The sequence below is a fragment of the Streptomyces flavidovirens DSM 40150 genome (assembly GCF_000429085.1).
In the GTDB taxonomy this organism is placed as follows: domain Bacteria; phylum Actinomycetota; class Actinomycetes; order Streptomycetales; family Streptomycetaceae; genus Streptomyces; species Streptomyces flavidovirens.
The window spans coordinates 22,776-44,079 of sequence record NZ_AUBE01000032.1; the positions used below are offsets into that span (position 1 = coordinate 22,776).

The following is a 21,304-nucleotide window of genomic DNA, read 5'->3' on the forward strand; positions in this document are numbered from 1 at the left end:
TGCCTGATTCATCGCCCGGGCCTTACCTGGGTGGCATCCGCATCCCCACGCTCTGGTGAAGGACGCACAGATGCCTCCCCTGTTCGGCAATCTCCGCAATCTCCGCAATCTCCGCTACGACGTGCCCGCCTCGGTCGTCGTCTTTCTGATCGCGATACCGCTGTCCCTCGGCATAGCCCTGGCCTCGGGCGCCCCGATCGCCGCCGGCCTGATCGCCGCGGCGGTCGGCGGCATCGTCGCGGGCGCCACCGGCGGTTCCGTGCTCCAGGTCAGCGGGCCCGCCGCGGGCCTGACCGTGATCGTCGCGGAGCTCGTGGACACGTACGGGTGGCAGGCCACGTGCGCCATCACGGTGGCGGCGGGCCTGGTCCAGATCGCGCTCGGCTGTCTGCGCGTGGCCCGTGCCGCGCTGGCGATCTCGCCCGCCATCGTGCACGGCATGCTGGCGGGCATCGGCATCACCATCGCGCTGGCCCAGGTGCACGTCGTACTCGGCGGCCACGCCCGCAGTTCCGCCACCGACAACCTCACCGCACTTCCCGGCCAGGTGATGAGCCTGAACCCGGCGGCGGCCGTGGCGGGCGCCCTCACCATCGCCGTCATGCTCCTCTGGCCCAAGCTGCCGGCCAAGGCCGGCGCGCTGCCGCCCGCTCTCGTGGCGATCACGCTGGCCACGGTGACCGCGGTCGTGGCACCGCTGGACGCCGCCCGGGTGGAGCTGCCCGGCGACGTACTGAATGTGCACCTGACTCCTGAACTGCCCGAGGGAAGCTGGAGCGCCGTCGTTCTGGCCGTACTGACCATGGCGGTGATCGCGAGCATCGAGTCGCTGCTGTCCGCGGTCGCCGTGGACCGGATGCACGAGGGGCCCCGGGCGAATCTCAACCGCGAGCTGATCGGCCAGGGCCTGGCCAACTCGACGTCCGGGCTGCTCGGCGGGATGCCCGTCACCGGTGTCATCGTGCGCAGCTCCACCAACGCCAAGGCCGGTGCGCGCAGCCGGGCCTCGGCCGTCCTCCACGGGGTGTGGGTGGTCGTTTTCGTGGCGCTGGCCGCCGGGCTGATCGAGCAGATCCCGCTCGCCGCGCTGTCCGCGCTGCTGGTGGTCGTCGGCGTACGCATGGTGAGTGCCAAGGAGATCCGCCACCTGCGGCAGCACCGGGAACTGATGGTGTACGTCGTCACAGCGTTCGGCGTGGTCGAACTGAACCTGCTGGAGGGCGTCCTGCTGGGCATCGGTGTGGCCGTACTGCAGGCGCTGTACCGGCTCACCCACACCAAGATCCGCACCGAGCACACCGGGGAGCACTGGCACGTCGTGGTCGAGGGTTCGCTGACCTTCGCCGCCGTCCCGAAGCTGAACCGGGTCCTGTCCCGGGTGGCCCCCGGTGCGACGGTCGACGTGGACCTGCGCGTGGACTACCTGGACCACGCCGCGTTCGAGGCCCTGCACGCCTGGCGCACCACCCACGAACGCCTCGGCGGCCGGGTGGACATCGACGAGATCCACGAGAGCTGGTACGAGAACGCGGCGTCCGGCACCCCGGCGGGCCGCAAGTCCGCCGCCGCCACGGTGTCCGCGTTCTTCCCGTGGGCCGTACGACGGCCCGAGGCGGCGCCGGAGGCGCATCTGCTGCACGGCGTGAACGAGTTCCAGCGGATCACCGCTCCGCAGCTACGAGCGGTTCTGGCGCAGCTCTCGGAGGCCGGTCAGTCCCCGTCGCAACTGTTCATCACCTGTTCCGACTCGCGACTGGTTCCGGCCCTGATGACGGCCAGTGGCCCTGGTGACCTCTTCACCGTGCGCAACATCGGCAACCTGATCCCGCGCCGCGGGAAGGACGGCGGCCTGGACGGCGGGGACACCTCGGTGGCCGCCGCGATCCAGTACGCGACCGAAGTCCTCGGCGTAAGCAGCATCACCGTCTGCGGCCACTCCGGCTGCGGCGCCATGGGGGCGCTGCTCGACGGGACGGGTACGGAAGCGGCCGGCTCTCCCCTGGACGAGTGGCTGCGCCACGGCGCACACACGATGGCCCGCTTCCGCGTCGACTCGGCGGCGGAAGGGGAGAGCGGCGAAGGCACCGACCAGGCCCGGCTGGCCCGGCTCAACGTCATCCAGCAACTCGACAATCTGCTCACTCACCCGGTTGTCAGCGCGGGTCGACTCCGGCGCGCTGCGACTGACCGGGATGTACTTCGACATCGCCGAGGCGGAGATGTACGTCCTGGACGCCGCCTCCGGCACATTCGCTCCGGTGGGGGCCAAGGGCACGTCCGTGGCGGCCGCGAGCCAAGAGCGTGCGCGGGAGGCTGTCACCGCATGAAGCGGTCCCTTCGGCGTACGGCGGCTTTCCTCGCCGCGGTGGCGCCGATCGCGGCGGCGCCGGTCTCCTGTGCCGACCGTGAACCGCCCCCGCGTCTCGGCGATTCCGTCGTCGTCCGGCGTACCACTCCGGCACCTGCGGAGGCGGGGCGGGTGACGGGGCCCGCGACCGGGCCCGCGTCCGGTCCGACAGCGTCGTCCGTGGCACCGGCGCCGGGACCACAGCCGACGTCGTCAGCCCCACCCGGCCGTGCTCCGGCGCCGGTACGCCCGGCCCCATCGGCCCGCCCGACGAGCGCACCGGGCCCCAGCGAGCCGGCCCCGCGGCCGACGGAAGCGGAGCCGGTGCCGCCGGGCGAGCCGCTGCCCGCCGGGGTGACGTCAACGTCGTCGTCCCCGGCACCCCCCGCCAGAGGTCGCGCCGGGGACGACGGCGGCGGCGGGGACGACGACGGCAGGGGTGACGGCGGGGACGGTGACGGCAGGGGTGACGGCGGGGACGACGACGGCGGGGACGGTGACGACGACGGGGAGGGCGGGGACGGTGACGACGGGTGAGCCGCCGCCGAGCGGGAGCCGTCCCCTGCGGCCCGCACGAGCCGAGCGGCCCGAGCCTGTTCCGCTCGGTCCAGTTGCGCATGCTCGGGCGGATGCTGCTGCTCCTCGTCCTCACCCTCGGTGCTGTCACCGCCGCCGAGAGCGTCCTGCTGTCGACCCGTGCGGGGGAACGTATCGATGCGCGAATAGCCCAGGAGGTGGGCGAGTTGCGGGTCTTCCTCGACGACCACCGCCCTGCCGTGAACCAGCCGTCGACCGGGGTGCGCGAACTGATGGAGGCGGTGCTGCGGAACCAGGTTCCGGACAAGCATCAGACCATGCTGACCATCGTCGACGGTGTGCCGTTCCGGCGGACCGCCATCCCCCCGCCCGCGCGGCTGGACACCGATCCCGCGCTGGTGGCCGAGTTCGCCGCCGCCAGCCGGCCCGCGTTCGGGGACACCCACACCCGGGCCGGGCACGTCCGGTATGCCGTGGTGCCCGTGTCCGTCGAGGGCGATCACCGTCGCGGCGTTTTCGTCATCGCCACCTTCACCGACCGTGAATACGCCGAGATAGCCGACACCATCCGGGTGGAAGCTTTCATCGGGCTCGGTTCGCTGTTCCTGGCCGCCGTCGTCGGCTGGGTGTTCGCGAGCCGCCTCCTCGCGCCGCTGCGGCTGCTCCGGGACACCGTCAGGTCGATCAACGAGTCCGACCTGGCCACCCGCATCCCCGTACACGACAACGACGAGATATCCGAGCTGGCGAGGACCTTCAACGCCATGCTGGACCGGCTGGAGCAGGCGTTCGCCACCCAGCGGCAGTTCATCGACGACGCCGGGCACGAGCTGCGTACGCCGCTCACCATCGTCCTCGGCCACCTGGAACTGATCGACGCCGACCCGGCCGACCGCCAGGCCACCGTCGCTCTGGTGACCGACGAACTGCACCGGATGAACCGCATCGTGAAGGACATGCTGACGCTCACCCACGCCGGCCACCCGGACTTCCTGCACCCCGCCGACGTCGACCTGTGCGAACTGGTCGAGGAGGTCTACGTCAAGGCATCGGCCCTGGCGCCCCATCACTGGATCCTCGAAGTTCCCCCATCGCCAGAGCTTGTGACCGTGCACGCCGACCGGCACCGGCTGACCCAGGCGCTGGTCCAGCTCGCGCAGAACGCGGCCCAGCACACGCCGCCGCATGCCCCCATCCGAATCGGGTGGCGGGTACGCGGCGGGACCGCCGAGCTGTGGGTGCGCGACAGCGGGCCGGGCGTACCCCCCGAGGAGGAGAACCGCGTCTTCGACCGGTTCGCGAGAGCCACCCGGATCCGCCGTACCGCCGGCGCCGGACTCGGTCTGGCCATCGTGAAGGCGATCGCCGAGGCCCACCGCGGCCGGGTCACCCTGCGCAATCACCCCGGCCGCGGTGCCACCTTCACCCTGCTCATCCCCCTCGCCCCCGGCGGAGCGGACCGCGACGCCGTGTTCAGTGAGGCGCGATGAGCCCGGCCGAACCCGTCATCCTCATAGCCGAGGACGAGCCGAGCATCGCCTCGTTCCTCCGGAAAGGGCTCCGGGCCCACGGCTTCGTCACCACCGTCGTCAGCGACGGCCGGCGCGCCCACGACGAAGCCCTGACCGGCGCCTACGACCTGCTGATCCTCGACGTGGGGCTGCCGGGCAAGAGCGGGTTCACGGTCCTGTCCGAGCTCCGCGCCGCACGCTCCTGTCTGCCGGTGATCATCCTCACCGCCCGCGACAGCGTCGAGGACACCGTCGCGGGCCTCGAAGGCGGCGCGAACGACTACATGGCCAAACCGTTCCGTTTCGAGGAGCTGCTCGCCCGTGTCCGGCTCCGGCTGCGTGAGGTCGACGACGACTACGTGCTGCGGCGCGGCGCCGTCGCCCTTGACCTGAGAACGCGTCAAGCTCACGTGGACGGCCGTACGGTCGGCCTGAGCGCCCGCGAGTCCCTCCTGCTTGAGACCCTGATGCGCGACTGCGGACGCGTGCTGCCCCGTGAACGACTGCTGGCCACGGTGTGGGGCAACGACGCCGAGGAAGGTTCCAACGTCGTCGAGGTGTACGTGCGTTACCTCCGCCGCAAACTCGGCGCCGACCGGATCACCACCGTCCGCGGCCGTGGCTACCGGCTCGGCGACCCGGCCGAGGAGGAAGCGCCCGGCCGGCCGGCCGGTCCCGTCAGGCCTTGAGCGCGGCGACCGCCGAGGCCGCCAGATCGTCGAGATATCCGGCGGGCATCGCGGTACGCACGACCACGAGCCGCCAGTACAGCGGCCCCACGATCAGGTCCAGAGCCCGGTCCGCGTCAGCCCCCTCGGGCAGCTCGCCGCGCGCGACCGCGTCCCGTACGACGGCGGCGGCGACCCCGTGCTGTCCGTCCAGGAGTGCCGACTTGATCGCGTCGGCGATCTCGGGGTGACGCGCGGCCTCGACCAGCAGGTCGGGGACGACCTGTGAGGCGACGGGGTGGCGCAGCGCGTGAGCGGCCACTTCGAGCAGGGCCCGTACGTCGCCGTACAGCGAACCGGTCGCCGGTGCGGGCAGGCCCTCGGCCGCCACGGCGGAGACGAGGTCGAGGACAAGGGCGAGCTTGGACTTCCAGCGGCGATAGACGGCCGTCTTGCCGACGCCGGCCCGGCGGGCGATGCCCTCGATCGACATGCGCGCGTACCCGACGGCGGCCAGTTCCCCGAAGACGGCGGCACGGATGGCGTCGGTCACGTCCTCCCTGAGCACGGCGGCTCCGGCGGGGGCGCGGCGGGGTGGCGTGGGCGTGGTCGGTCGCGGGTCGGCGCTCATGCGCGAAGCATAGCGTCACGACGGAACGGTTGCGTTTCGACGTACGTCACCCGTACTGTCACCGTAGCGACGATACGGTCCCGTTCCGTCGCACGCTCGCCGCCGCCCCCACCGAAAGCCGCCGATGTGACCCTGACCTCGACACCGCCCGCCCACACCCCGGCGCCCACCGAGCCCGCTGCACCCACCGTGCCCACCCCCTCCGCCCCGTCCGCCACCGACCTGGCCGCACTGGCCGCCCGCCACGGCCTCACCGCGAGCGGCGCCCGGCCCTCGCTCCCCGCGTACACCCGCCTGCTCTGGGGCCGCCGTCACTTCGTCACCGCGTTCGCCACCGCCCGGCTGACCGCGCAGTACAGCCGGGCCAGGCTGGGCCAGCTCTGGCAGATCATGACTCCGCTGCTCAACGCGGCGGTCTACTACTTCATCTTCGGCGTCCTGCTCCGCACCAAGGACGACATCGCCGACTTCGTGCCGTTCCTGGTCACCGGCGTCTTCGTCTGGACCTTCACCAGCAGCACCGTCCTGGCGGGCACCCGCGCCCTCACCGGCAACTTGGCTCTCGTCCGCGCCCTGCACTTCCCGCGTGCTTCACTCCCCGTCGCGTACGCCGTCCAGCAGCTCCAGCAGTTGCTCTTCTCGATGGCCGCGCTGGCGGTGATCCTCTGCTGCTTCGGGCAGTTCCCCCGGCCGTCCTGGCTGCTGGCACTGCCCGCACTCGCCCTCCAGTCGCTGTTCAACACGGGCCTGGCGCTGATCATGGCGAGGCTGGCGTCCCGGACCCCGGACATCGCCCAGCTCATGCCGTTCGTCCTGCGCACCTGGATGTACGTCTCGGGCGTCATGTGGAGCGTCGGCCACGTCCTGCGGAGCGACAGGGTGCCGCACCTGGTGGCCGTGGCGCTGCAGTGCAATCCGGCCGCCGTCTACATCGATCTGATGCGCTTCGCGCTCATCGACAGCTTCACCGCCGCCCGGCTGCCCCCGCATGTGTGGCTCGTCGCCACAGGCTGGGCGCTGCTCACGGGCGTGGGGGGCTTCATCTATTTCTGGCAGGCAGAGGAGACGTACGGCCGTGGCTGAAAAGAGTGACGCACCGACCCCCACCGTCATCGCGGACGACATCCACATCACCTACAAGGTCCAGAGCGGGGGCCGCACCCGCGAAGTGCACGCCGTCAAAGGCGTCACCTTCGTCGCGCACAAGGGCGAGGCCATCGGCCTCATCGGCTCCAACGGGTCCGGGAAGTCCACGCTCCTCAAAGCGGTCGCCGGCCTGCTCCCACCCGCCCGCGGCCACCTCTACACCCAGGGACAGCCCTCGCTCCTCGGCGTCAACGCGGCGCTGATGAACGACCTGACCGGCGAGCGCAATGTCGTACTCGGCGGCCTGGCGATGGGCCTGTCACACCGGCAGGTCCGTGAGCGCTACCAGCAGATCGTCGACTTCTCCGGTGTCGACGACAAGGGCGACTTCATCACCCTGCCGATGCGTACGTACTCCTCCGGCATGGCGGCCCGCCTCCGCTTTTCCATCGCCGCCGCCAAAAGCCACGACGTACTGATGATCGACGAGGCGCTCGCCACCGGCGACGCCGCCTTCCAGCGCCGCAGCAAGGCCCGCATCGCCGAGCTCCGCGCCGAGGCGGGCACCGTCTTCCTGGTCAGCCACAACTACAGGACGGTCACCGAGACGTGCGACCGGGCGCTCTGGCTGGAGGCGGGGACGCTGCGGATGGACGGGCCCGCGAAGGACGTCGTCGCCGCCTACGAGGCCCACACAAAGCCGAAGAAATAGCCCGGAGATGGCTAAAGTGCGCGTTGATGACGACCGACCAGATCCCGGCCGCCGACGCGAACACCGTCCCCGGCTCCCCCACGTCCGCGGCAGCCGCGCGCCGTTTCGCCCGCGCACTCGGCGCCGTCTGGCTCACCACCCGCCTGGTCATGCTCGCCCTGCTCGCACAGCCCCTCGCCGCCTTCGACGTGGGAACGATCAGCGGCGAGGTCCACCACATCTACTACGGCTGGTACGGGCAGCTCGCGCGGGGCGACTTCCCCCTCGACGACGCCATGTGGCAGTACCCGCCCGGCGCGGCCCTGGTGATCCTCGGGCCGGGCGCGCTGCCCGGACTCACGTACTTCCAGGGCTTCCTCGTCCTCACCCTCGCCGCCGACGCGCTCGTCGCCTGCGCGCTCGCGCGCGCGGGGCGGCGGCCCGGCCGCAGCACGGCCGGTGCGTGGATGTGGGTGTGCGCGCTGCCGCTGCTCCTGCACCTGCCCCTCGTCCGGTACGACGTCCAGGTCACCGCACTCGCCGCACTCGCCCTGCTCGCCCTGCACGGGCGGCCCCGCGTCGGCGGTGCGCTCGCCGGGCTCGGCGCGATGGTGAAGGTCTGGCCACTCCTCACGCTGCTGGGCGCCCCTCGCGGACGTGCCGGCAAAGACGCCTGGCTGTCCGCCGCCGCCAGTGCGGCCGCGCTGCTCGCCGTCCTCGCGTTCGGCTTCTCGCACACCCTCGGCTTCCTGCGCCAGCAGGGCAGCAGAGGCGTGCAGATCGAGTCGCTGGCCGGAACCGCGCTGTCCCTGGGGCGGCTCGCGGGCTGGCCGGGCACGGCCGAATACCGTTACGGCGCCATGGAGTTGACCGGACCGTACGTCCCGGCCCTCGCCCAGGCGTCCCTCCTCCTCACCGCCGCCGCCTTCTGCTGGCTGCTGGTGTGGCGGGTCAGGGCCCGCCGCTGGACACCGGCGACGCCGTTCGACGCCGCGCTGGCCGCCGTACTCCTGTTCACGGTCACCAGCCGGGTGATCAGCCCGCAGTACCTGGTGTGGCTGCTCGGCCTGGCCGCCGTCTGCCTGACCTCGCGTGCCACCACCCAGCGCCCGGTGGCGGCGCTGCTGCTGCCGGCGGCCGCCGTGAGCGCGCTCGCCTATCCGGTGCTGTACGACGACGTGGTGTCGGGCACGCCGCTGGGGTGCGCGGTCATGGTCGTACGCAACGGCCTGCTCCTCACCGCCACCGTGCTGTCCTGCCGCAGGCTGTGGTCGTCCTCCGGGAGTGCGTGAAAGGGGCGCCCCGCACCGAGTCCTTCCGGTGCGGGGCGCCCCTTCTCTTCCATTTGCGTACGGATCAGACGCGCGTACGCAGCATCGTCCGCATCGTCCGCATGGCCACCGACAGGTTCGCCAGGTCGAACGCGTCCGACCCCTGGATCTCCTCCAGCGTCGTGCGCGCGCGGCCGAGGATCGCCGCGTTCTTCTCCTCCCACGCCTTGAAGCGCTCCTCCGGCGAGGAGGCCCCATCGCCCACGGACAGCACGTCCTGCGTCAGGCCGGCGTGCACCGCGTACAGGTCCTCGCGGATGGAGGCGCGGGCCATGGACTGCCAGCGGTCGGCCCGCGGCAGCTCGATGATCCGGTCCATCAGCTGGGTGATGGAGAGGCGGTCGGCGAGGTCGTAGTACACCTCGGCGACCTGCATCGGCGTCTTCCCGGAGCGCTCCGCGATGGCGACGATGTCGAGAGTCGGGAAGGCGGACGAGAACCCGGCCACCCGCAGCGCCAGCTCCTCGGGAACACCCGCGTCCGTCAGCTCGTCGAGGATGCCCTGGTACCACTCCAGGTCCGCCCCGCGCAGCAGCTTGGGAAGCTCGTCCCAGACCCGCGCCACACCGGCGCTGAAGAACTCGATGGTCTCGGCGAGCTGCAGCGGCTGCGGCCGGTTGCCCAGCAGCCAGCGCGTGCCGCGCTCGACGAGGCGGCGCGAGTGCAGCCGGATCCGGGTCTGGACGTCGGCCGCGACCTTGTTGTCGAGCGCCTCGACGGCGTCCCAGACTTCACTCAGGCCGAAGATCGCGCGGGCCGCGAACTGCGCCCGTACGATCTCCTCGATCGACGCGCCGGTCTCCTCCCGCAGACGGTGCAGGAAGGTCGAGCCACCGGTGTTCACGGTGTCGTTGACCAGCACCGTCGTGATGATCTCGCGACGCAGCGCGTGCGCGTCGATCTGCTCGCCGAACTTCTCGCGCAGCGCCTTCGGGAAGTACGCGTGCAGCAGGCTCCGCAGGTGCGGGTCGTCCGGCAAGCCGGTGTGGATCAGTTCGTCCGCGACCGTGATCTTGGTGTACGCCATGAGGACGGCGAGCTCCGGCTGGCTCAGGCCGCGGCCCGCGCTCAGCAGTTCGCGGATCTGCCGGTCGTTGGGCAGGAACTCCAGCGGGCGGTTCAGGTGCCCGTCACGCTCCAGCCGGCGCATGAAGCGCTGGTGGGCGTGGAGGAGGGAGGGCGCCTGGGCGACCGCGTTGGCCAGCGCGGTGTTCTGCGCGTAGTTGTTGCGCAGGACGAGCGAGCCGACCTCGTCGGTCATCGTGGCGAGCAGCTTGTTGCGCTGCTTGACGGTCATGTCACCGTCCGCGACAAGCCCGTTCAGCAGGATCTTGATGTTCACCTCGTGGTCGGAGGTGTCCACGCCCGCGCTGTTGTCGATGGCGTCGGTGTTGATCCGGCCGCCCTCGCCGCCCGCGCCGCGGCGGGCGAACTCGATGCGGCCGAGCTGGGTCGCGCCCAGGTTGCCGCCCTCGCCGACGACCTTGACCCGCAGGTCCTCGCCGTTGACGCGGATGGCGTCGTTCGCCTTGTCACCGACGTCGGCGTTGGACTCCGCCGAGGACTTGACGTACGTACCGATGCCGCCGTTCCACAGCAGGTCGACGGGCGCCTTGAGGATCGCCTTCATCAGGTCGGCCGGGGTCATCTTGGTGATGCCCCGCTCGATGCCGAGCGCCTCGCGGATGTGCGAGTTGATCGGGATCGCCTTGGCGCTGCGCGGGTGGATGCCGCCGCCGGGCGACAGCAGGTCCATGTTGTAGTCGGCCCACGAGGAGCGCGGCAGCTCGAAGAGACGGCGGCGCTCGGCGTACGACGTTGCCGCGTCCGGGGTCGGGTCGATGAAGATGTGCCGGTGGTCGAAGGCCGCGACGAGCCGGATGTGCTCGCTGAGCAGCATGCCGTTGCCGAACACGTCACCCGACATGTCACCGACGCCGACGACCGTGAAATCCTCGTTCTGCGTGTCGTGGCCGAGCTCGCGGAAGTGCCGCTTGACGGACTCCCAGGCACCGCGGGCGGTGATGCCCATGCCCTTGTGGTCGTAACCGACCGAGCCACCGGACGCGAAGGCGTCACCGAGCCAGAAGTTGTAGGCGATCGCGATCTCGTTGGCGATGTCGGAGAAGGTCGCCGTGCCCTTGTCGGCGGCGACGACGAGGTACGTGTCGTCCTCGTCGTGGCGCACGACGTCTCTCGGCGGCACGACCTCGCCCGCCACCATGTTGTCGGTGATGTCGAGAAGCGCCGAGATGAAGGTCTTGTACGAGGCGATGCCCTCGGCCATCCACGCGTCACGGTCGACGGACGGGTCCGGCAGGTTCTTGGCGACGAACCCGCCCTTGGCACCGACCGGCACGATGACCGTGTTCTTGACCATCTGCGCCTTGACCAGGCCCAGCACCTCGGTCCGGAAGTCTTCCCTCCGGTCCGACCAGCGCAGACCACCGCGCGCGACCTTGCCGAAGCGCAGGTGGACCCCCTCGACGCGCGGCGAGTACACCCAGATCTCGTACGCCGGGCGGGGCGCGGGGAGGTCCGGGATGGCCTGCGGGTCGAACTTCATCGAGACGTACCCGTGCGGCTCACCGGACTCGGTCCGCTGGAAGAAACTGGTCCGCAGCGTCGCCTTGATGACGGTCAGGAAAGACCGCAGGATCCGGTCCTCGTCGAGCGACGCGACCTGGTCGAGCGCGCCGTCGAGCTCTTCGAGCAGCCCGTCGGTCAGCTCGGTGCCCGCGATCTGGCGCTCGGGCGACATCCGCGCCTCGAAGAGCGAGATCAGCAGCCGGGTGGTGTGGACGTTGTTGCGGAGGGTGTCCTCCATGTAGTCCTGGCTGAAGGTCGAACCGGCCTGGCGCAGGTACTTCGCGTACGCGCGCAGCACCATCGCCTGCCGCCAGTCCAGGCCGGCGCTCAGGACGAGGGCGTTGAAGCCGTCGTTCTCGGCCTGCCCGGTCCACACGGCCGAGAACGCCTCCTGGAAACGCTGACGCGCGTCGTCGGCCAGGTAGCCGTCGTTGCCGTTCGACTTGGGCATGCGCAGGCCGAAGTCGTAGATCCACGCGTGCGTACGGTCGGCGCAGCGCAGCTCGTACGGACGCTCGTCGACGACCTCGACGCCGAGGCGCTGGAGCACGGGCAGGACGGCGGACAGGGAGACCTGCTCGCCGATCCGGTAGATCTTGAAGCGGCGCTCGTTGGGTCCGGCGCCCACCGGCTCGTACAGGGAGAGCGAGAAGCTGTTGCGGCCGTGTGTCAGCTGTTCGAGGTGGACGAGGTCGGCGACGGCGGCGCGCGGCGAGTGGTCGGCCTTGTAGCCCTCGGGGAAGGCGTGACCGTACCGGCGCAGCAGCTCGGCGGCGCGCTCCTCGCCCAGCTCGGCGTTCATCGCGTCGGAGAAGCCGTCGGCCCAGGAGCGGGCCGCGTCGACCAGGCGCGCCTCGATGCGCTCGGTGTCGGCGTCGGTGAGGGTCGGCAGCTCGGTGCCGGCCGGGACGCGGACGACGAAGTGCAGGCGGGAGAGGATCGACTCGGTGTTCCAGGCGGTGAAGTCGACGCTGGTGCCGCCGAGCTCCTCCTTGAGGATGTCGATGAGCCGCAGCCGCACACCGGTCGTGTAGCGGTCGCGCGGCAGGTAGATCAGCGCGGAGTAGTAACGCCCGTACTCGTCCTGTCGCAGGTAGAGCCGCAGCCGGCGCCGCTCCTGGAGGTAGAGCACGCTCGTCACGATGGACGTGAGCTGGTCGACGGGCGTCTGGAACAGCTCGTCGCGCGGGTACGTCTCCAGGATCTGGAGCAGGTCGCGGCCGTCGTGGCTGTTGGGCGAGAAGCCCGCGCTGTCGAGGACCTCGGCGACCTTGCGGCGGACGACGGGGACACGGCGTACGGACTCGGTGTACGCGGCCGAGGAGAACAGCCCGAGGAAGCGCCGCTCGCCGACGACGTTCCCGTCCGCGTCGAACTTCTTCACGCCGACGTAGTCGAGGTAGCTGGGCCGGTGCACGGTCGAGCGGCTGTTGGCCTTCGTCAGTACGAGCAGCTTGTGCTCGCGGGCCTTGGCCCGGACGTCGGCGGGCAGCCGGCTGAACGACGGGCTCACCGGGTGGTCCTCGTCGCCGCTGTGGTGCGGGTCGGAGCGCAGGATGCCGAGGCCGGTGCCGGGAACGGCGGACAGCGCGTCGTCCTGGGTCAGCTCGTACTCGCGGTAGCCGAGGAAGGTGAAGTGGTCGGCGGCCAGCCAGCGCAGCAGCTCGCGGGCCTCGTCGACCTCCTGGTCACGCAGGTCGTCGGCGGTGGGCTCGCTCGGCAGCTCCTCGGCGATGCGCAGCGCCGAGTCGCGCATCTTCTCCCAGTCCTCGACGGCCTCGCGGACATCGTTCAGGACGCGCAGCAGGTCGGCGGTGATCTGCTTCAGATCCGACCGGTCGGTCTCGCGGTCGATCTCGACGTGGATCCAGGACTCGACGCACGCGTCGTGCGGCAGCTTCTCTCCCCTGCGCACGCCGTCGGCGGCGAGCACCTCGATCAGCTTGCCGGTGACGTCGCGGCGCACGGTGACCTGCGGGTGGATCACGACGTGGATGCCGCGGTTCTGCCGGGACAGCTCGTTGGTGACCGAGTCGACCAGGAACGGCATGTCGTCGGTGACCACCTCGACGACGGAGTGGCTGCAGGTCCAGCCGTTCTCCTCGACGGTCGGGGTGTGCACCCGGACGTTGGCGGTGCCCTGCGGGCGGTTCTCCGCCAGCCGGTAGTGCGAGAGCGCCGCGCCGAATACATCGACCGGGTCGCGGTCGGCGAGGTCTTCGGGGGCCGTGTGCAGGTAGTAGCGCTGGAGGTACGCGAGGAGCGTCTCCCTGTCGGGAGTGCCTTCACTCGTGGACCCAGTCGAAGGTTGCCCCCCGGCCGGGCTGTTCTCAGCTACCCGGGCCGCCCGTACGAGCAGCTCGGCCTTGGCTTCGTCCAGCTTGGTCTGCATGTCCTCTGGCTCCTGTCGCGCGCCGTTGCGTGACGTAGGTGAAGAAGGGTGACACAACGCCACGACGCGGGTATCCGGTCGGTGTCGACGTTATGCCGCGGTGAGAGATACCCATGACGTTATTGGCCATTTTTGATGACCGGTCGGGGTTTCGGGGACCAGCGAGCGCCGCCCGGGCGCATGGGCACTCCGGGCGCTTGCCGGGGGCTTCACTGCCCCCGAGGGCTATCGCGCTGATCACGGCACCAGGCTATCCCGCCGCACGGGGGCCCCGTCATGTCCGATCGGTGTACAAAACCAGCCCGGAAGTTTGACACTGTGGACAGCGACGACCGCCGCCCGAAGCTCCTGACGGACCCGGCGGGGCGCCTTGGCAAACGCCGCCGCCGGGTGCACGTTGAACCGGACGGCACGGCACGGCCCGCCCGAGGGGAGCACACACCCATGGCACCCAAGATCCTCATCGACACCTCTCCTCGACGCGTCTCTCGCGTTGCTCGGCGCCAGGGCGCCTCACAGGCTTCGAGGCCGCTGCGGCGGCCTCCGGCCGCCGGTCCGGCCCGGCGCCGTGGCAAGCGCCGGCCGCCGACCGCCGACGCACGTTGACCGAGACGGCACAGACCGAGGGGAGCACACACCCATGGCACCCAAGATCCTCATTGTCACCGGTGACGCAGCGGAATCGCTGGAAGTCCTCTACCCGTACCAGCGCCTGCGCGAGGAGGGGTACGAAGTCCATATCGCCGCCCCGGCCCGCAAGAAGCTCCAGTTCGTCGTCCACGACTTCGAACCCGGCTTCGACACGTACACCGAGAAGCCCGGCTACACCTGGCCCGCCGACCTGGCGTTCTCTGAAGTCGAACCGAGCCAGTACGCCGCCCTGGTGATCCCGGGCGGCCGAGCACCCGAGTACCTGCGCAACGACCTGGAGCTGCGCAAGATCCTCAAGGCCTTCTTCGACTCGGACAAGCCCGTGGCCCAGATTTGCCACGGCCCGCTTTTGACAGCGGCGGTGGACGGCCTGGCGGGCCGCAGGGTCACGGCGTATCCGGCCCTTGAACTCGACATGCAGGCAGCGGGCGCGACCTTCCAGGACGCCGAAACGGTCGTCGACGGCACCCTGGTCTCGGCCCGCGCCTGGCCGGACCACTCAGCCTGGATGCGAGAGTTCCTAAAGATCCTGCACACGAAAAACCCAACAACGTAACCACCACCACAACCACGGCCCCCCTCCCAGCCCCCGGCTGCCACTCCCCTGGGCACGTCCAGCCCCGGCTGGCCGCTCCGCCGGGCAATCCGGGCCCCCGGCCGCCGCTCCCCCTGGGGCAATCCCAGCCCCAGCTGCCGGGCTACGGCTCACTCCCGGCCCCGGCTGCCGTTGCCTCGGGCGATCCCAGCCTCCGGCTCTCCCTCCCCCGGACACTTCCAGCCCCTCCGGCGTTTGAGGAGCGGGGTCTGGGGCCGAGCCCCAGTTCGGGAAGGGGGCGGGTAGGGGAAAGCGCCGCAGGCCCCCGAGCACCGCACCGCAGAGCCGCGGGTCAAGCGCGGCGGGGTCAAGAGCGACGGGGTCAGGGGGCCGGCGTCACCCCACCCACCGCTCCGCCAGCTCCACCGCCTCCGCAAGCGTGTCCACCACCGGAACACCGGCCGGCTCCAGGCTGGCCCGACTGTGCGAGCCCCCCGTATAGAGCACCGCCCGCGCCCCCACATGCGCCGCCGCCACCGCATCATCGACCGCGTCGCCGATCACGACCACCCGCTCCGGCGTGACGCCGCCGAGCGCCGCGACATGGCGCGCCATGTGCGCGGCCTTGCTGCCGCCGGAAGGCCCGGTCCGCCCGTCGACCCGCACGAAGTGCCGCTCGATTCCGTACTGCCGCACCACCGGCAGCAGCTGCTCATGCCCGTACATGCTCAGCAGCGACTGGCTGCGCCCCGCGGACCGCCACTCCACGAGCAGCTCCTCCACCCCGTGGGCAAGCGCGCACACCACCCGCAGCTCGGTGTAGTGCCGGTGGAAGGCCTCGTCCATGACCAGCCACTCCGCGTCCGTCGGCAGCCGCCCCATCAGCCGCTCGTAGAAGCGGGGGATGGGCACGCAGTACAGCTCCCGGTACCGCGCGAGCGTGATCGGCTCGATGCCGATCTCCGCGAACGCCGCGTTCGTCGCCCCGATGACCGCACTGATGTCGTCGAGCAGCGTGCCGTTCCAGTCCCAGACGAGATGCGTCGTCGTGTGCTTCCCCATTCCAAGAAGGTACCCACCGGGTACGACAACGCAGACATCGCAGACACCGCAGAACCGCAGACACCGCTGATGCCCGGACTGAGCCGGTCAGATCAAATTGGGGATCTCCTGCACCCCGAACCACAGCAGCTCGTGGTCCTCCGCCCCGTCCACCGTGAACTGCGCGTCGTCGTCCCCGTGGTCCGCCGCCCCCAGCGCCGCGGCAGCCGCCGTCACATCCGCCTCCGCGTCGTCCGCGTCGACATGCACCGCCGCCGCCTTCTTCAGCGGCACCGCGGCAGCGATCCGCACCTCGCCGATCCCCGCCGAATCCAGTCCCCGGTCGGGGTCGGCGACAGCGTCTCCGTCGGGTACGTCGACTGCCACGACGACCCGGCGCCGGGCGGCGCCGGGGTCCCCCGCCAGCAGCCGCAGCGAAGCCGCCGCGGCGCGGTTGAGCGCGGCGTACTCGAGCTCCTCGATGTCGTCCGAGACGTACCACTCGCGCAGGCCCGGCGTCACGGCGTAGGCCGTCAGCGGGCCGGGCCCCAGCTGTCCCGCCTTGTGCGCCTCAGCGAGACCGGGAAGGGTCAGGGGGACGTAGACGCGCATGAGCAGGCCGCTTTCGTAGTCGGGAGACGGCCTCAAGGATACGTACGGAGTCCCCTTTCGGGGTGGTGGTCCCCGGCCCCCGCGCCGTCCACCCGTCGACCCGCCCGTCGGCCGGCCACCGCCCCAGGACTGCCTCCCGTCACCCGGATAGGTGATTCCGACGGCCGACGCCTCCCACACCGACCGCCCCTTGCCGCCGCCGTCCGCCCTCCCGTAGAAGATCACCAACAGAAGTTACTGCCCGGTATCACGGCCGGGCCGGAGAGCGGGGCACTGAGATGAGCAAGGACAGCACCCGGCCACAAGGACGCCGCGACCAGCGCAGGCCGGCCACGACGCCCCCCGCCCGCACCCGACCCCGCACGCCCACCCCCACCCGAGCACCCGCACCCACACCCACCCCCGCGCCCACCGCACCGCGCCACCCCCACCACCGCCCCACCCCCCACGAACAGTTCGCCGAGCGCCTGCTGGCGGTCCTCAGCGGCCGGCGCCCCGTCCACTGGATGCTCGGCCACACCATCGGCGAGGCATACGAGCAGCTCGTCCAGCTGGCGCCCCGGACCCCACTGCGCACGCGCGGCACACTCCCCGTCGTACGGACCTGCGGTGGCTTCCACCCGCGCCCGGGCGTGGTCGAGGCCTTCGCGAGCATCGCGGCGGGCGATCAGGTACGGGCGATGGCGTTCCGCCTGGAGCAGGGCCGCGACCTGCGCTGGCGGTGCGCCGCCGTCGAACTGGGCGGCACCCCGGCGGCGGCATGCGCCCCGGCATAGGCAGTCCCGGCATAGCCACTCCCCGCAGAACGCGGCCGGGGCCGGACACCCCATCGGTGTCCGGCCCCGGCCGGGAAACAGCGGTACGCGCACACGTACCAGCGTGCCTACTTCTTCCGGCGGCGGCTGCCGCCCTTCTGCGCCTTGCGCCGCTCGGCACGCGTCATGCCGTCCGACTGGGACCGGGCAGGCCCGTCACCATTGTGGAAGTCGCCCTCGATGACACCGCCCTCGCCGTCCACCGTCGGAGCGGAGAAGTGCAGCCGGTCGGGCCGCTGCGGAGCGTCGAGCCCCTTCGCCCGGATCTCCGGACGGCCCGCGCCTGCGCCTGCGCCTGCGCCCGCGCCCGCCGGCACCGCTTCTTCCTTCCGGAGCGACGGCTTTTCGCCCGCCACCTGATCCGGCACGGCGGCCTGCACCGGAACCTCCTCGACCTGCTGCTCGACCTGGACCTCCAGGTTGAACAGGTAGCCGACGGACTCTTCCTTGATGCCGTCCATCATGGCGTTGAACATGTCGAAGCCCTCGCGCTGGTACTCGACCAGCGGGTCCTTCTGGGCCATCGCACGCAGGCCGATGCCCTCCTGGAGATAGTCCATCTCGTAGAGGTGCTCGCGCCACTTGCGGTCCAGTACGGACAGCACTACACGCCGCTCCAGCTCACGCATGATCTCGGAGCCGAGCTGCGCCTCGCGCTGGGCGTACTGCTCGTAGATGTCGTCCTTGATGGACTCGGCGATGAACTCGGCGGTGATGCCCGCGCGGTCGCCCGCCGCCTCCTCCAGCTCCTCCACCGTGACCTTCACCGGGTAGAGCTGCTTGAACGCGCCCCACAGCCGGTCGAGGTCCCACTCCTCGGCGAATCCCTCGACGGTCTCCGCCTGGATGTACGCGTCGATGGTGTCGTCCATGAAGTGACGGATCTGCTCCTGCAGGTCCTCACCCTCCAGGACACGACGGCGCTCGCCGTAGATGACCTGGCGCTGCCGGTTGAGCACCTCGTCGTACTTCAGGACGTTCTTGCGCGACTCGAAGTTCTGCTGCTCGACCTGCGACTGCGCGGACGCGATCGCCCGCGTCACCATCTTGTTCTCGATCGGTACGTCGTCGGGCACGTTCGCCATCGACATCACGCGCTCGACCATCGCGGCCTTGAACAGACGCATCAGGTCGTCGCCCAGCGACAGGTAGAAGCGGGACTCACCCGGGTCGCCCTGACGGCCGGAGCGGCCGCGCAGCTGGTTGTCGATACGCCGCGACTCGTGCCGCTCCGTACCCAGTACGTACAGTCCGCCGAGCGCCTTGACCTCTTCGAACTCCGCCTTGACGGCCTGCTCGGCCCGTTCGAGGGCGGCGGGCAGCGCCGCGGCCCACTCCTCGATGTGCTCCTCCGGGTCGAGGCCGCGCTGGCGCAGCTCCGCCTCGGCGAGGTCGTCCGGGTTGCCTCCGAGCTTGATGTCCGTACCGCGTCCCGCCATGTTCGTGGCGACCGTCACGGCGCCCTTGCGGCCGGCCTGGGCGACGATCGACGCCTCACGATCGTGCTGCTTGGCGTTCAGGACCTCGTGCTGCACGCCGCGCTTGGAGAGCTGCTGCGAGAGGTACTCCGACTTCTCCACGGACGTCGTGCCGACCAGGATCGGCTGGCCCTTCTCGTGCTTCTCCACGATGTCGTCGACGACGGCGGCGAACTTCGCGACCTCGGTGCGGTAGATCAGGTCGGACTGGTCGGCGCGGACCATCGGCCGGTTCGTCGGGATCGGCACGACGCCCAGCTTGTAGATCTGGTGGAACTCGGCGGCCTCGGTCATGGCCGTACCGGTCATGCCGGAGAGTTTGTCGTAGAGGCGGAAGAAGTTCTGCAGGGTGATCGTGGCGAGGGTCTGGTTCTCGTCCTTGATGTCCACCCCTTCCTTCGCCTCGATCGCCTGGTGCATGCCCTCGTTGTAGCGGCGGCCGGCGAGGATACGGCCGGTGTGCTCGTCGACGATCATGACTTCGCCGTCGATGACGACGTAGTCCTTGTCCTTCTTGAAGAGTTCCTTGGCCTTGATGGCGTTGTTCAGGTACCCGACGAGCGGCGTGTTGACCGACTCGTAGAGGTTGTCGATGCCCAGCCAGTCCTCGACCTTGGCGACACCGGACTCGTGAATGGCGACGGTGCGCTTCTTCTCGTCGACCTCGTAGTCGCCGGTCTCCTCGATGCCCTTGAGCGGGTTGCCCGGCTCACCCTTCTTCAGGCGCACGACCAGCTTGGCGAAGTCGCCGTACCACTTGGTGGCCTGGTCGGCCGGGCCCGAGATGATCAGCGGCGTACGGGCCTCGTCGACCAGGATCGAGTCGACCTCGTCGACGATCGCGAAGTTGTGGCCGCGCTGGACGAGCTCGTCCTTCGACCACGCCATGTTGTCGCGCAGGTAGTCGAAACCGAATTCGTTGTTCGTGCCGTACGTGATGTCGCAGGCGTACATCTCACGGCGCTGCGCGGGCGACATATTCGCGAGAATGCAGCCGACCTCTAGGCCAAGGAATTTGTGCACCCGGCCCATCATCTCGGAGTCGCGCTCGGCCAGGTAGTCGTTCACCGTGATCAGGTGGACGCCCTTGCCGGACAGCGCGTTCAAATAGGCGGGCAGCGTGCCGACGAGGGTCTTGCCCTCACCGGTCTTCATCTCGGCGACATATCCGAGGTGAAGGGCGGCGCCACCCATCATCTGGACGTCGTAATGGCGCTGACCGAGAACACGCTTGGCTGCCTCGCGGACGGTCGCGAAAGCCTCGGGGAGCAGGTCGTCCAGGCTCTCGCCGTCGGCGTACCGCTCCTTGTACTCATCGGTGAGCGCCCGCAACTCGGCGTCGGAGAGGTTGACGAAGTCCTCTTCGATGGAGTTGACCTGGTCCGCGATGCGGTGCAGTTTGCGCAGGATCTTGCCTTCGCCTGCACGCATGAGCTTGTTGAAGACGGACACTGAGGCTGGTCTCCTTGCCGGTCGGGCCTGTGCACTGAGTCATGTATGGACGCTGGCGCGGGCACGGCAGGTGGTCCCCACCGCATCGGCCATCGTAAGCGAGGACCCCGCCACGCCGGGAGGTCCGCCCGCAGGAAGGCCCACTGTTACCCGCAAAGAGAACGGACAGGGAGCCCGGAAGGTGCCGGGCCATCCCGAAAAGGTCTCGCACACCCGGCCGCCGGGCTGGCGCGGGCCGCCCGCGCGAGCCGAGAATCAGGCGATGGAGCCCACCATCCTCACCACCCTGCGTCTGCTGCTGCGCCCCTTCGAGCCCGCCGACACCGAAGCCGTTTACCAGGCCTGTCAGGACCCCGACATCCAGCGCTGGACGTCGATCCCCTCGCCGTACGAACGCGAGCACGCGGAGGGCTTCATCGGCCGGATCGTCCCGGACGGCTGGCGTTACGACACGGTGTACGCCTTCGCGGTCCTCACGCGGGACACCGGCGAACTGGTGGGGGCGGTGTCGTCGATCACGCGCGGCGAGGGCGCCGCGGAGATCGGGTACTGGACGGCGAAGGAGCACCGCGGCCGCGGCTACGTCACGGAAGCGGTGCGGGCCGTCGCCCACTGGGCCTTCACCACGGCGGGCGTGGAACGTCTGGAGTGGCGCGCCGAGATCGGCAACGAGGCGTCGCGCGCGGTGGCCGAGAAGACCGGATTCGTCATCGAAGGCATCCAGCGCGCCGGCATCATGAACAAGGGGGTACGCCGCGACGGCTGGGCCGGCGCGCTGCTCCCCTCCGACCTCGGGTTGCCGTCGGCCAGCCCGTACCTGCCCAGGAAGCCCTGAAGCCTGAAGCCTGAACCCCGCCGGGCCTGTCCCCCTGGCCTGTCCCCCTGGGCCTGAATCCCCCGAGATCAGGGCCCGTTGTCAGTGGCGGCGCTTAGGCTG

Annotated in this window: 14 protein-coding genes; 9 read left to right on the forward strand and 5 right to left on the reverse strand. The window is 70.4% G+C overall.

Going from position 1 to position 21,304, the window contains the following annotated elements:
• Positions 1-70 precede the first annotated feature (70 nt).
• The 3 genes from G412_RS36370 to G412_RS36375 are packed head-to-tail and all read left to right on the forward strand — an operon-like array spanning position 71 to position 5,084.
• Positions 71-2,884, forward strand: a complete 2,814-nt coding sequence (locus tag G412_RS36370) for a bifunctional SulP family inorganic anion transporter/carbonic anhydrase (protein WP_244283280.1) — start codon at positions 71-73, stop codon at positions 2,882-2,884.
• The gene (locus tag G412_RS0128320) at positions 2,881-4,374 is read left to right on the forward strand and encodes a sensor histidine kinase (protein ID WP_208857945.1); all 1,494 of its coding nucleotides are present in this window, start codon (positions 2,881-2,883) and stop codon (positions 4,372-4,374) included. Before G412_RS36370 ends, G412_RS0128320 begins: the two co-directional genes overlap by 4 nt.
• A complete protein-coding gene (locus tag G412_RS36375; RefSeq protein ID WP_051338663.1) occupies positions 4,371-5,084 on the forward strand; it encodes a response regulator transcription factor in 714 nt (237 codons plus the stop codon). Before G412_RS0128320 ends, G412_RS36375 begins: the two co-directional genes overlap by 4 nt.
• Here G412_RS36375 and G412_RS0128330 read toward each other — a convergent pair.
• Positions 5,074-5,694: a TetR/AcrR family transcriptional regulator gene (locus G412_RS0128330; RefSeq protein ID WP_078607468.1), complete on the reverse strand. Its 621-nt coding sequence runs from the start codon at positions 5,692-5,694 to the stop codon at positions 5,074-5,076. The two genes, G412_RS36375 and G412_RS0128330, sit on opposite strands and share 11 nt — an antisense overlap.
• A 126-nt stretch (positions 5,695-5,820) precedes the next feature.
• Between G412_RS0128330 and G412_RS0128335 the strand changes: the two genes are divergently transcribed.
• The 3 genes from G412_RS0128335 to G412_RS0128345 are packed head-to-tail and all read left to right on the forward strand — an operon-like array spanning position 5,821 to position 8,763.
• On the forward strand, positions 5,821-6,777 hold the full coding sequence (locus G412_RS0128335) for an ABC transporter permease (RefSeq protein WP_078607469.1): 957 nt from the start codon (positions 5,821-5,823) through the stop codon (positions 6,775-6,777).
• The gene (locus G412_RS0128340; RefSeq protein WP_028815020.1) at positions 6,770-7,492 is read left to right on the forward strand and encodes an ABC transporter ATP-binding protein; all 723 of its coding nucleotides are present in this window, start codon (positions 6,770-6,772) and stop codon (positions 7,490-7,492) included. The genes G412_RS0128335 and G412_RS0128340 overlap by 8 nt, the downstream gene beginning before the upstream one ends.
• Positions 7,493-7,518: 26 nt before the next feature.
• Complete coding sequence (locus G412_RS0128345) at positions 7,519-8,763, forward strand: glycosyltransferase 87 family protein (protein WP_028815021.1); 1,245 nt, start codon at positions 7,519-7,521, stop codon at positions 8,761-8,763.
• Between the two features lie 64 nt (positions 8,764-8,827).
• On the opposite strand, the gene G412_RS0128350 is transcribed toward G412_RS0128345, so the two are convergent.
• Positions 8,828-13,783, reverse strand: a complete 4,956-nt coding sequence (locus G412_RS0128350) for an NAD-glutamate dehydrogenase (protein ID WP_028815022.1) — start codon at positions 13,781-13,783, stop codon at positions 8,828-8,830.
• A gap of 640 nt (positions 13,784-14,423) precedes the next feature.
• Between G412_RS0128350 and G412_RS0128355 the strand changes: the two genes are divergently transcribed.
• Positions 14,424-14,990 (forward strand): DJ-1/PfpI family protein, encoded by a 567-nt coding sequence (locus G412_RS0128355; RefSeq protein ID WP_028815023.1) that lies wholly within the window; start codon positions 14,424-14,426, stop codon positions 14,988-14,990.
• 375 nt (positions 14,991-15,365) lie between these two features.
• Here G412_RS0128355 and G412_RS0128360 read toward each other — a convergent pair whose 3' ends face one another.
• Positions 15,366-16,031 carry an HAD family hydrolase gene (locus G412_RS0128360; protein WP_028815024.1) on the reverse strand — a complete coding sequence of 222 codons (666 nt, stop codon included), beginning with the start codon at positions 16,029-16,031 and terminating at the stop codon, positions 15,366-15,368.
• Positions 16,032-16,118: 87 nt separating this feature from the next.
• Positions 16,119-16,622, reverse strand: coding sequence for a DUF6912 family protein (locus G412_RS0128365; protein WP_028815025.1), 504 nt, complete (start codon positions 16,620-16,622; stop codon positions 16,119-16,121).
• Positions 16,623-16,900: 278 nt separating this feature from the next.
• On the opposite strand from G412_RS0128365, the gene G412_RS0128370 reads away from it, so the two are divergent.
• Entirely contained in the window at positions 16,901-17,398 is a 498-nt protein-coding gene (locus G412_RS0128370) for an Rv3235 family protein (protein ID WP_028815026.1), read from the forward strand.
• Positions 17,399-17,505: 107 nt separating this feature from the next.
• Here the strand turns inward: G412_RS0128370 and secA are convergent, their stop codons facing one another.
• Positions 17,506-20,367 carry a preprotein translocase subunit SecA gene (secA, locus tag G412_RS0128375; RefSeq protein WP_028815027.1) on the reverse strand — a complete coding sequence of 954 codons (2,862 nt, stop codon included), beginning with the start codon at positions 20,365-20,367 and terminating at the stop codon, positions 17,506-17,508.
• Between the two features lie 262 nt (positions 20,368-20,629).
• On the opposite strand from secA, the gene G412_RS0128380 reads away from it, so the two are divergent.
• Positions 20,630-21,202, forward strand: a complete 573-nt coding sequence (locus G412_RS0128380; RefSeq protein WP_028815028.1) for a GNAT family N-acetyltransferase — start codon at positions 20,630-20,632, stop codon at positions 21,200-21,202.
• Positions 21,203-21,304: the final 102 nt, after the last annotated feature.

Bases quoted from the DNA above. Each gene is read 5' to 3' on its own strand.
- G412_RS36370 (WP_244283280.1), top strand. From the start codon at position 71: ATGCCTCCCCTGTTCGGCAATCTCCGCAATCTCCGCAATCTCCGCTAC.
- G412_RS0128360 (WP_028815024.1), bottom strand. From the start codon at position 16,031: ATGGGGAAGCACACGACGACGCATCTCGTCTGGGACTGGAACGGCACG.
- G412_RS36375 (WP_051338663.1), top strand. From the start codon at position 4,371: ATGAGCCCGGCCGAACCCGTCATCCTCATAGCCGAGGACGAGCCGAGC.
- G412_RS0128350 (WP_028815022.1), bottom strand. From the start codon at position 13,783: ATGCAGACCAAGCTGGACGAAGCCAAGGCCGAGCTGCTCGTACGGGCG.
- G412_RS0128355 (WP_028815023.1), top strand. From the start codon at position 14,424: ATGGCACCCAAGATCCTCATTGTCACCGGTGACGCAGCGGAATCGCTG.
- G412_RS0128370 (WP_028815026.1), top strand. From the start codon at position 16,901: ATGAGCAAGGACAGCACCCGGCCACAAGGACGCCGCGACCAGCGCAGG.
- G412_RS0128380 (WP_028815028.1), top strand. From the start codon at position 20,630: ATGGAGCCCACCATCCTCACCACCCTGCGTCTGCTGCTGCGCCCCTTC.
- G412_RS0128330 (WP_078607468.1), bottom strand. From the start codon at position 5,694: ATGAGCGCCGACCCGCGACCGACCACGCCCACGCCACCCCGCCGCGCC.
- G412_RS0128345 (WP_028815021.1), top strand. From the start codon at position 7,519: ATGACGACCGACCAGATCCCGGCCGCCGACGCGAACACCGTCCCCGGC.
- G412_RS0128365 (WP_028815025.1), bottom strand. From the start codon at position 16,622: ATGCGCGTCTACGTCCCCCTGACCCTTCCCGGTCTCGCTGAGGCGCAC.